General features: G+C 47.5%; 9 protein-coding genes. All 9 read right to left on the bottom strand.

The window, feature by feature from the left end:
• Positions 1-688 (bottom strand): bile acid:sodium symporter family protein (locus BT112_RS16700; RefSeq protein ID WP_139276281.1); only part of this gene is annotated, 688 nt, incomplete at its 3' end.
• 29 nt (positions 689-717) lie between these two features.
• Positions 718-1,203: a nuclear transport factor 2 family protein gene (locus tag BT112_RS16695; RefSeq protein WP_083564971.1), complete on the bottom strand. Its 486-nt coding sequence runs from the start codon at positions 1,201-1,203 to the stop codon at positions 718-720.
• 27 nt (positions 1,204-1,230) lie between these two features.
• Entirely contained in the window at positions 1,231-2,472 is a 1,242-nt protein-coding gene (locus BT112_RS16690) for an aminotransferase class V-fold PLP-dependent enzyme (RefSeq protein WP_072318525.1), read from the bottom strand.
• Positions 2,473-2,500: 28 nt separating this feature from the next.
• The gene (locus BT112_RS16685) at positions 2,501-3,430 is read right to left on the bottom strand and encodes an RraA family protein (protein ID WP_072318524.1); all 930 of its coding nucleotides are present in this window, start codon (positions 3,428-3,430) and stop codon (positions 2,501-2,503) included.
• Positions 3,431-3,452: 22 nt separating this feature from the next.
• Complete coding sequence (locus BT112_RS16680; protein WP_072318523.1) at positions 3,453-4,721, bottom strand: amidohydrolase/deacetylase family metallohydrolase; 1,269 nt, start codon at positions 4,719-4,721, stop codon at positions 3,453-3,455.
• The gene (locus BT112_RS16675) at positions 4,721-5,953 is read right to left on the bottom strand and encodes an aminotransferase class V-fold PLP-dependent enzyme (protein ID WP_072318522.1); all 1,233 of its coding nucleotides are present in this window, start codon (positions 5,951-5,953) and stop codon (positions 4,721-4,723) included. Before BT112_RS16675 ends, BT112_RS16680 begins: the two co-directional genes overlap by 1 nt.
• 2 nt (positions 5,954-5,955) lie before the next feature.
• Positions 5,956-6,444 (bottom strand): RidA family protein, encoded by a 489-nt coding sequence (locus tag BT112_RS16670; protein WP_072318521.1) that lies wholly within the window; start codon positions 6,442-6,444, stop codon positions 5,956-5,958.
• Positions 6,445-6,462: 18 nt separating this feature from the next.
• Positions 6,463-7,998: a SusD/RagB family nutrient-binding outer membrane lipoprotein gene (locus BT112_RS16665; protein WP_072318528.1), complete on the bottom strand. Its 1,536-nt coding sequence runs from the start codon at positions 7,996-7,998 to the stop codon at positions 6,463-6,465.
• Positions 7,999-8,010: 12 nt separating this feature from the next.
• Positions 8,011-11,469 carry a SusC/RagA family TonB-linked outer membrane protein gene (locus BT112_RS16660; protein WP_072318520.1) on the bottom strand — a complete coding sequence of 1,153 codons (3,459 nt, stop codon included), beginning with the start codon at positions 11,467-11,469 and terminating at the stop codon, positions 8,011-8,013.
• Positions 11,470-11,597 lie beyond the last annotated feature (128 nt).

Here is an 11,597-nt window from a genome sequence, read left to right as displayed (position 1 = left end):
AAATCAGACCCGCCCCGATAGGGATAATGATCATCTTAACGATGCTCCACATCATGGCCAGCACATCGATGGCTATAAACTCCCCCGCAAGTAACTTCATCAGTACCGGGGTCAGGAAAGGCGACAGCAATGTGGCGATAGACGTAATGGTCAGGGACAAGGCCAGGTTCGCTTTGGCCAGGTATGCCATCACATTGGAGGCCATTCCGCTGGGCGAACAACCGATAAGAACTATTCCAGCTGCGATCTCCGCTGGAAAATCGCTAAGCCCCGCCAGGACAAAACCCGACAAGGGCATGATCAGAAACTGGGCCGTCACCCCGACAAGTACCCCACGGGGGGCACGGATTACCGATTCGAAATCGCGGGCACTCATCGAGGTCCCCATCCCAAACATGATCAACTGGATCAGCGGGGTGATCAATCCCGTCAGTTTAAAATCTCCCAAAGAGATAAAATACTCCGGGTAATACATCGCCAGGGATACCGCGGCAAAGATCATTATCGTGTACACATAGCCCCGAAGGTGTGAAAAACCGGAAAAACCCGCGGCAAGGCTTATAAAAAAAAATACCAGCACAGGCCCGGCCGAAGCCATATACCCCAAAAGGGACATCACCACATAAATCAGTAACAACAGGGCGGAAAACCCCAACAGACCTAAAGAGAATTTCTTATACTTCAACATACAGGTTTTTTAGAGATTGAGTGTCAGGTTTAAAGTTTGTATGCCTGGCGGGCCAGAAGTTTCCAGCGCCCGTCCTGCATGACATACACCAGGATAACACCGATACGGATGGTCACCGCTTCTCCGGTACGGGTAGCTTCGGCATGAAAGATATGCCGTACCACAGCCGTTGTGCCGCTTACCGTGATCTGCTGATCGGTGAAATCTACCGAGGTAAAATCGAAAGCTCCGTGGAGCAGGTCGTCGGTAAAGGTTGCCTTGTCCTGGATAAGGCCGCTGGAATGCCCGTAACTCAGCGCATCGGCAGTCAGGCTATCCAGCAATTCCGCTTCGGGGGTGATTATGGCTTTCCGAAGCTGTTCTACCGCTGCTTCCAGGGCCTTCGCTGAAGCTTCGGAGGTGTTTGTGCTTTGTTCCTGCGCAGGCTCCGGAACCGGATGCTCTTTGCGGACTTCTTTGCAACCGGACATTATAAAAAGGCAAAGGGCCGGTAACAACAGGTATAGGGTTTTCATCTTGTTTTGTGTTGGGTTCTATGCCATTCAGGAATTATCCAGAAGCTCCCGTATTTTTTCTGCCACCAGCTCTACCTGTTCCGGTTTCAGTAATACGACCCCCACATTGAGTACTTCCCGGGAGTTTCGTGTGGTAATACTGGTAACAATACTCGGATTTCCGCCTTTGAGTTTTTCATAGATCTCCCTCGGACTTAAGGAAATATCTTTCTTTTCCCAGAATAGATCCAGTGTGGGAAACACATTGGCCCGACCTTCGGGTATAAAGACTTTTGCCCGTACTCCGGACACGGCAGTAAGGCTATCTTTGAGGTATGCTGTTCTTCCCAGCCATTCTTTCCATTCTTTTTTATGATCTTTCTCGAGGTAGGCTTTCAGAGCGGCATACATCCCGAAAATCTCTTCCTTGTTTACCTTCATCGGTCTTCCTATAGGAGCTTCATACGGACTGTGGTTCAGTTTTGCCGCTTCGATAAGGTCCTTTCTTCCGAAAAGCAGTCCGGCACTTTGCGGGCCTCTTATCATTTTTCCTCCTGAAAAGGTAACCATATCAAATCCCATTTCCTGATATTTAAAAAGGTTCTCTACAGGCGGGACATCGGCTGCCGCATCGATAAAGGTCGGTATCTGATGACGCCGGGAAATGGCTATAAACTCTTCATGTCCTATCGCATCCTCTCCTCCGTACCAGGAGGTGGCTGCATTGAAGAACAGGGCCATTACCGTTCTTTCGTTTATCGCCTTTTCCATCTCTTCGGCATTTTCTACCTCAACGATCTTTGCCCCGGCAGTAGCTACGGCCTGATCAAAGACATAGCGATGTTTTTTCTGCATGATAACTTCCGGTCTGGGTCCGGGAAGATTGGGGATCTGCTTTCGTTTTTCCTCATCCGTCCCGGTAATGGCTGCCGCAGTTCCCAATACCAGGGCACAGGCTGCACCGGACGTAACCATGGCTGCCTCGCAATGCAGCATTTCTGCGATCTTCACACCAACTTTGTCCTGCAATTCATGCATATTGGCAAAATCATGGGCTGTTGCATTAATGGCCTCCATCACTTCGGGAAGCATCAGAGAGCCTGACAAATATGTCATGGTCGCTGCAGCATTGATCACTCGTGTGATACCGAGTTCTTCAAAATAATCCGGTACGTTTTTTTGGGGGGTATCTATAGCGGCAAAGAGCGAACCGGAAGGAAACAATCCTCCCGAGATCCCTCCTACCAGGGGTAATAAAGGCAACCCTTTAACAATATCTCTTCTTTTCATAGTTTGGTTTGGTTTGGTTCAGGTCGCTCTACCAGGTACGTTGCTTCATAAAAGCATCCAGCTCTTTCCTGCTCATGGGTAATTCGTCTTCATGCCGGTTGAGCCACTCCAAAAAATGTTTTTTTATACTGTCGGTCCATTCACTGTCTATCTGGCCTGAACTGTACTTTCCTTCTCTGAGCATCTGCTGACCGAAACGGTCTCTAAGCGTTATAAATTCTGCCGTAAGAACAACCTTTTCGGCGAGATGTGCAGGAATAAAAACCACTCCTTCCGGCTTGGCCAGAACCAGGTCTCCGGGCATGACTACGGCTTTTCCCATACGTATAGGCGTATTCAACCCGGCCAGCATAACATCTTTCAGATAGGTAGGGTTCCAGTTTTTCACATAGGCATTAAACCCGTTGATCGCCGATAAACCTTCCATGTCTCTCGAAGATCCGTAAAAGACAACCCCGTTACCGGTTTTGGCATATATGGCATTTCCGAGATTATCACCGATAAGGGTACCTTCCAGGGTTTTTCCGAAGGCGTCGGCGACATACACATCGCCTTTGGTAAGCTCTTCTATAGGCCAGGAATTGGTGTTTCCGGCACGGCCCGCTGCCTTCCCGCGGTCTTTGATCCGTTTTTCCACATCGGGCCGGCCGGGCAGGTACATGGCAGTCACGGCACGTCCTGCTATGGTAACATCTTTGTTCAGTATTTGCCAGTCTCCTTCGTACTGGCAGTTGTACCCTTCGTTATTGAGGATCTGCCAGGCCTCATCTATAGATATATTCCGGGCACGCTCGACAAGGTCGTCCGGGATACGGGGACGACCGTTATCAAACCGCTCTCCTTTCCAGGAACCGGTTAAATAGACAAGTTCTTCTTTAGCGATTTCCTGGCCCGAAAGTAATGTAAGGCCAAAGCAAAACCATCCTGCAACAAAGAGGATCTTTTTTGGTATATACATAGGTCTGATTTTATCTGATTAGTTACCGGGCATCGGGCGCATCCCACATGGGGCTGGACAATCCGTTGAGGTCGTATACGATCTCTCCTGCCCGGACTGTCATTTCGCATTGCAGCTTCCGGTTGCCTTTCATCTTGTTTCCGGCACTGTCTATAAAGCCGAAGTCTCCTTTGAGTACGGACAATACAGCGATATCGGCAATACTACCTACACTGAGGTTACCGAGTTCTTCGTGATGAATTACCTGTGCGGGTTTCCAGCTCGAAGCTTCGATAACCGCATTCAGCGGCATCCCCAGATTGAGGAATTTGGACATCACGTTAAGCTGATCCTTCATCCCTCCGTTCATACTCTCGGTATGGATATCGGTACTGATCGCATCGGGATAAAAACCTTTTTTAATAGCGGGAATGGCCTGCGCAAACGCAAAACTTCCTCCGCCATGCCCTACGTCAAAAACGATTCCCCTTTCGCGGCCCTTGGTGGCATAGTCGTAAAGCTCGCCGGTTTCGGGATTGAGGATCGTCATCCGCACTGCAGCCAGATTGGCATACATGTGCGTAAAGATATCTCCCGGGCGTAATTCTTCGAGCAATAACCTGGTCAGTGACAAAGGAGGCTCATGCCCGCCGAAATCTATCATCACAGGTACGCCTGCCATATTTCCGGCTTCTACGGCCCGCTCTATAGGCGTCCATTCGGCACCGGAATAATGGGCTACCTTAATTCCGACCAGCTCCGGATTCTGGGCAATGGTCATCGCTGTCATCTTCGCGTTCATGTCGTTGAGATCCTGCTCCCATACACCTCCGCGCATTCCTTCTCCCACGATATTGAGGAAAGACAATATCCTGGTTTTCGAATGTGCGATAGTCTGCTTTTTGTATTTCTCGAAACTTTTCCAGCCCGGGCTTCCGGCATCGACTGCCGTCGTTACGCCGGAACGAAATGTGAAGGCATCGGGCTGTACGGCATAATAACCGTTACAGAGGTAATGATTTTCTTCTGTTCCGTAAAAGTGATGACTATGCAGATCTATAAGACCCGGGGTTACATACAACCCCTTTGCATTGACCACTTTTACAGCATCTCTGGCATTTAAATGCCCGGATACCGCAACAATGGTGTCATTGCTGATCGCGATATCCATTACTTTTTCGCTGATTTTATTCTTCGGGTCTATCACGGTCCCACCCTGGATCAACAGATCGTATTTCTTCTGGGCGGTTACAGACAGTAACGGGAATAAAATGCATATAATAGTACTAAGGATTATTCGTTTGTTTTGCATCATATACTTTTTTGGTGTAGAATGTCGGACAGTCTGGAAGCGACAATGCGTTCCTGACCGGGTTTGAGCATCCAGGTGGTAATACTAACTGAGTTTTTACCCCCTCCTGCGATTTCTATAGAGGGGTGCCCCTTGCGCATCTCCGCTTTCAATTCGTCTCCGGAAATCTTTACCTTTTTGGTGTCCCAGGAAAGGTTCAATGTAGGTACCACGTTGGCCAAAACGGGTACGTCTATCGTAGCTTTCAATCCGGAGATATCATCGATACTGTCTTTTATAAGATTAACCTGGCTTTCCCAAAGGGCCCAGTCTTTCTCATGATCGCGTTTGAGGTAGCTTTCGATAGCAACCATCATTGCCACGATCTCTTCTTTATTTACCTTCATTCCCCTTCCTATGGTATTTCCCCTCGGAGGGGCACTTACCCGGGCAGCATCGATATACTTTTTCTTTCCGAGCAATACTCCGGCACTCTGCGGCCCCCGAAGTCCTTTACCCCCGGAGAAACAAACCATATCAAATCCCATATCGGTATATTTGGTCAGGTTCTCTACCGGTGGAACATCGGCCGCACAGTCGATCATCGTAGGAATATTGTGTTCCCGGCATACTTCGAGTACGCCATCCCACTGTATTTGCCCTTCGTAATTGAGAAAGTTTACGAAATAATACATGGCGGTATTCTTGTTGATCGCCTTTTTGAGTTCTTCCCTGGTATCTACATAGACAATTTTTACCCCGCAGTTCTCGATAGCGTGTGCGTATTCGATATAATGCTTACGCTGCATAATGACTTCGGTCTTCATCCCTGTACCTGCCAGATGGGGCAGTTTGGCTGCCTTTTCCGGATCGGTCCCTGTGAGTACTCCTGCGGTACCGAGTGTAATGGCCGAAGCAGCTCCGGAAGTCACCGTTGCAGCCTCACACCCGAGAAGGGAAGCAATACGTTCTCCTACCTTATCCTGTAGTTCGTCTATATTCACAAAGTCTTCCGACGTACCCATATAGGCCTGTTTTACCTCATCAACCATAAGCGATCCGGTCATCGACGTATACGTTCCGGCTGCATTGATAAAGGTGCGTACCCCCAACTCCTGTAGGTAATTGCGTGCGGGAGGGATGACGGCTTCCGGCTGCAGGAGGCCCGAAACCCCTGCAACATCGAAAGACATCAGGCCTCCCACAAGGGGGAGGGCTGATAATTGTTTTATAAGTCTTCGTCTGCTAATCATAGTTAAGATTTTAAAGCAGCTATACAATCTATTTCCACCAGGGAATCGCCGGGTACTCCGCCATAAACGGCTACCGTAGTACGTACCGGAGGGTTTTTACCGAACTTACCACGATACACCTCGTTCATCGCTTTATAATCGTGCAGGTCTGCCAGATATACATTAACCTTAAGCACATGCTCCATAGAAGAGCCCGCTTTTTCCAGTTCTTTTTTCAGTTCTTCCAGCACATGTTCCGTATGGTCTTTGACATCACCTTCGAAATGAGCTCCCTTACCGGCGATATATACCAGGCCGTTATGTACTACGGAACTGGAAAACAGGGGTACTTCCTGATTCTCGTCTTCCTCGTTACCGTACCTCGTAATCGACCCGTCGGGTTTGTTTTCCGGGCTTCCCGTATTTAAAGTTTTTCCGAAAGCAGCTGCTCCTACCAGGCCTAATACGGAGGTAGCGATCTTGCGCAAAGCGCCTCTTCTTTGTGTTTCCATAAATAATCTCTGTTTTTATTATTCGACATCCCACCAGATGCGTGTTACAAACGTGTCTGTTCCCTGAATACCGATAGCCTCTTCATAGCTTTCCGTATTCACGCTTATTTCACTTGGCGGATAAGTTAATCTTCTCGGAATAGTACCGTTGGTCAGGTTTCCGGTAACACTGACCGGCGTAAGTTCCGGGTACCCTGTTCTTCTCCAGTTGGAATACACCTCGATCTCATCAGGAAAAACGGAGACCCAGAATTCCGTATGAATGGTTTCCATCTGTGCTTCGAAGGAAGAAGGCAAAGGATGACTATCGATGTAGTCCTGTATTTTGTCTGAAGAAATGGCCGCTGCATTCCCGTAAAGATTCCCTATGTTGCTCATCGCATTGGTAATTGCCTTTTCGTAATAGGTAGCAGGTTCTGCGGATATCCATCCCCTGGCGGCATTCTCGGCCAGCAACAGGTTCATTTCCGCACTCCCGACAACAGTCAGCGAAGCAGTCAGGGAAAGAAGCGTATTCAGGTTTGGCTCGGACAACGAACCGAAATCGGCCGGTTTGTTAACCAGTCCGTTAGGCATTCCCTGTTGAATGGACGTTGTAGTATCCTGCACTCCGTTTACCCACACCGCAGCTACCGATGTCAGACGCGGATCGTTGTTTTCCTTGAGGTGACTGATAAAGGTTGCCGAGAACTTACCCCCCTCGGTATTGCTCGACCCTCCGTTGGATTGGCTATAGTTGTTGTTGCGTAACTGGAACGAGATCGGGTTGGAATTGATCTCCTGCCCTCCTACGTAAGGCAGGATCGCTTCATCGGAAATATTTTCGATCACTCCACCGGATATAGCGGTCTGTGCCCATGTCTGTGCTGCTGTTGCATCGACCTTGGTCATCCGCATCGCCAGGCGCAACATAAGGGAATATGCGAATTTCTTCCATTTTCCGGTATCTCCGCCGTAGATAAGATCCCCGCTGCCAAAACTCGCCTTACTGCTGTCAAAGGCATTGGCAGCACTTTGCAGGGTCTCCAGCATATTGGTATAGATGGCTTCCTGGGTATCGTAAGCCGGGCTATAATTGGACTGGGTATAAGCCGTAGCAGCTTCCGAGTAGGGGATCATACCGTACAGGTCCGTGATCCTGTGATATACATACACTTTCCAGATCGATGCTATGGCATGCATATTGGTCTTACTCTCATCTTCTTCGAGGGCGAGAACCACTTTTTCAATTTCATTTACCGCATTGACATAAGCCCCGGAGAAATAGGCATACGGGTAGGTACCGGAAGTATATACATACTTATCTCCCAATCCCGGTACTTCGAGATACGTCGCAAAATGCTGTACAAAGCCGCCGGCAGAAAACTCATATACCGTTCCTGTACTGTTATTCAGTGCATCGTAGACGGATTTCGTGAACATATACTCGGGCTCTACATCGGTTGATGCATCCGGATTGGTATTTTCTTCTTCAAACCCCTTATCGCAGGACACCAGGAAAAAAGGCGCACACATCCACAGGGCTATAAGGTATTTTATGTTTAGTTTCTTCATAGTAATTTCCATTTAAAATTTTAGTTTCAGGTTCAACCCATAACTCCTGGTTCGGGGAAGTGCAAAAGATTCGAAACCTTGTGCATTACCATTGGTATATGAAGACTCCGGATCGAAATTGTCGGTCTTGCTGTACAACAGCGCAAGGTTCCGGGCTATAAATGATATGGAAGCCGATTGCAGTTTGAACAATTTGAGTTTTTCTACCGGGATATTGTAACTCAATACCACTTGTCTGAGCTTCACAAAACTTCCGTCATAAATAAAATGATCAGAATAGTTTTTCATGTTCTGATAATAGGATCGGATATCTGTAGAAGGGATGTAATTGGTATAAGGATTACCACTTTCGTCCACTCCGGTGAGCGTCAGCCCTTCTTCACGCCCTTCCAGTGTTCTCTTGGACAATCCGAAACGGGTAGCGTATACATTGAGGACCGAGAATACATCATTCCCGAATTTTCCGTCTATAAGTACATCCAGGGAAAAATTTTTGTATTTAAAATGGTTGTTCAGTCCCATGGACAGTGGCGCCACAGAGTTTCCGATCTTTTTCAATTCGCTTTTTACCGGGAATCCGGAAGAGGTATCATAAACGATATTGCCATCATCGTCCCGCAGCATAGTATATCCCTTGATCACTCCGAAAGGCTCTCCTACTTCGTGATGGATTTCCGCCCAGCCTCCTACGGAACTCGCTACGGAGATCGTACTGAGTCCTTCGGCCAGCTGCAGTACTTTACTGTCGTTATAAGCCAGGTTGTAGTTGACATCCCAGGAAAAGCTATCGCTTCGTACCGGTGCACCGTCGAGAGTTATCTCCACACCCTTGTTCTCTACTTTACCCACGTTGAAATAGGTGTATTCATATCCGGTAGTCACGGGCAATTGTGCATTGACGATGTCGTCTGTCGTGGTTTTGTTGTAATACGCAATATCAAAACCAAACCGGTTGTCGAACATCTTGGCTTCGATACCAAATTCATACGTAGTGGACGTGTATGGCCTTAAGTTGGAATTGGCCAGCAATCGTTGCCCGGACACCTGCGTAACCTGCTGCAGTGGCTCTCCGCTACTCGGCACCATGGTATAACTCTCGTTAAGGGTGTAAGGATCGGGCAGACCACCGCCTACCTGGGCCCAGGACCCTCTGAGTTTCCCGTATCGGAACCACTCCGGTAATTTGATGACCTCAGAGAATATAAAACCGGCTCCTAAAGAGGGATAGAAAATACTATTATTGCTATTGCTGCCGTCTGAAGCTGTCAACGTAGAAAACCAGTCCTCCCTTGCAGTGGCATTGAAGTACAGGAAGTTCTTATAACTCAGATCAAAAGATGCAAATATAGAATTGGTTGTCAGATGTTTGTTCGTCGGAATAGTTGTACTGGTTACCAGGTTGGTAAAACTGTAGAAAAAAGGTATGATAAACTGTGTTCCGTCAAAAGAAGTCTGTTCGTTCTTGTACTTGCGGATATTACCACCTACCATAGCGCCGAGATTGATATCTTCGGATATGTCTTTGTTGTAATTGATATTGAGCATACTGTTGGTTTCGCTGACGATCAGGTCAAAACCGTGATATTCTCCTGCCGCATTATTGGTATACAATGTTCCCGTAGGTAATATAGCGGTAAAATTGAAGTTGGTGTAATCCTTACTTACCGATCCTTTTACGGACAGATCTTCGGTAATCTGATAATTCAGTGCAAACTGTCCTATAAAACGGTCACGCACTTCATTGTTCTTGAATTTATTGGCCACGAAATACGGGTTGGAAGCGTAGGGAGTCTCATTCCACTCGATTTCCGTTCCGTTCTCATCGTATCCCGGATCGAGCCAGCGGGCATCGACAGTATTGGCAAGCATGTTCACCCAGTTGGGGTTCCCTGTGGCATCACCTGCACTTGATTTGTTATAAGCTTTGGATTTGTTGAACTGAACCATCCCCTCCAGCGTCAGTTTTTCACCTATCCTGGAATTGAAGTTAAGACTAAAAATTCTCCGGTTAAAGCTGTTGTTGGGTACCAACCCCTTGTTATCGGTATCGGATGCCGAAAATCTGTAACTGGTGGTCTCTCCGCCACCGCTTACAGCCACGGTATTAGTAAAAGTTGTTCCTGTATTGTAGAAATTTTTGATGTTGTTTTTCTTCGCGGTATACGGATGCTCTTTCCCGTCAAAGGCTATATAGGTAGAGCCATCGATCAGGGCTCCCCAGTTTCTTCTTCCCCAGGTTACGGCCTCGGACTGATTGCTTGGTTTCTGCCCGCCGTTACCCTGACCGTAAACATATTGCCAGTCGGTAAAATCCATGGGAGAATCCAGGGTGAAACTGGAGTTCACTTCTATGCCGAGTCCGGTTTGTAATGCTCCTTTCTTGGTTGTTATGATAATGGCCCCGTTAGATGCCCTTGACCCGTAAAGCGCTGCTGCTGTAGCTCCTTTAAGTACACTGATCGATTCGATATCATCCGGATTGATCCCCCCTGTTCCGTCTCCGTGGTCGATATTGAAACCGCCTCCGCTGGTAGAGGCACTTCCTCCCATAGTCGTATTGTCCATAGGCATACCATTGATCACATAAAGCGGCTGGTTATCTCCGGACAATGATGTATTTCCACGAATAACCACCCGGCTGGAACCACCTGCTCCCGTGGCAAGACTGGACACATTGACCCCTGCGATCCTACCGGAGAGCGCATTGGCAAGATTGGTCTCCTTGGCCTGTGTAAACTGGTCGCCACCCACTTCGGTAACCGCATAGGTCAGGGCTCGTTTTTCCTTTTTTATCCCCAATGCAGTAACGACAACTTCACCGAGCTGTTCGGTATTCGGAAGTAGTTTTACATCGATGGTCGTCTGTCCGCTAACCGCAATTTCCTGCGGCTTAAATCCCATTGCAGAGAACAGCAGTACTGCTCCATCACTTACCGATATGGTATAATTACCGTCAAAATCGGAAGAAGTTCCGTTATCGGTACCTTTCTCGATAATGTTTACTGCAGGCAGCGGTATTCCCTGGTCATCGACAATGACACCGGTTATCTGCAACTGTAGTGGCTGTGACGTTTTATGGCCAGGCACTGTGGGTACCGACATGGACTGATGTTTCTTTCTGACAAGAAAAACCTGTTTGTCGAGGATAGCATATTCGGTTTCCGAACCTTTAAAAATAACATCCAGGACTTTAGATATCAATTCATTAGAAACTTTAAGGCTGATTTTACGGTTCAGATCCACATCGTCCAGTTTATAGACAAACTGGTAATCGGTTTTGCGTTCTATCTGCTCGAGGACCTGGCGAACAGATTTTTGACTTACGTGCAAAGAGACCTTGCTATGCTGCGAATAGGAAGTATTGGCATGCATAGTAAAAAGTGCTGTGAATAAGAATAATGCACTTAATTTCATCTTAAGGTCAAATTTGAGTAGCTGAAAATTACTTTTACGCTTAAGAAGTTTTTTCATACTTTTGTACTGTTTATGAGTGGTTAATTACTAAGGATTAATCGCATCGTATGTAATCGGGAAATGGGCCAACATTTTCCGATTTTTTTTATCCCCGATGCATCTTTTCTTTGCTTCGAAATGTTACA

Source organism: Sinomicrobium oceani, assembly GCF_900119185.1.
GTDB classification, from domain to species: domain Bacteria; phylum Bacteroidota; class Bacteroidia; order Flavobacteriales; family Flavobacteriaceae; genus Sinomicrobium; species Sinomicrobium oceani.
This window is presented reverse-complemented; position numbering and strand designations above follow the sequence as displayed.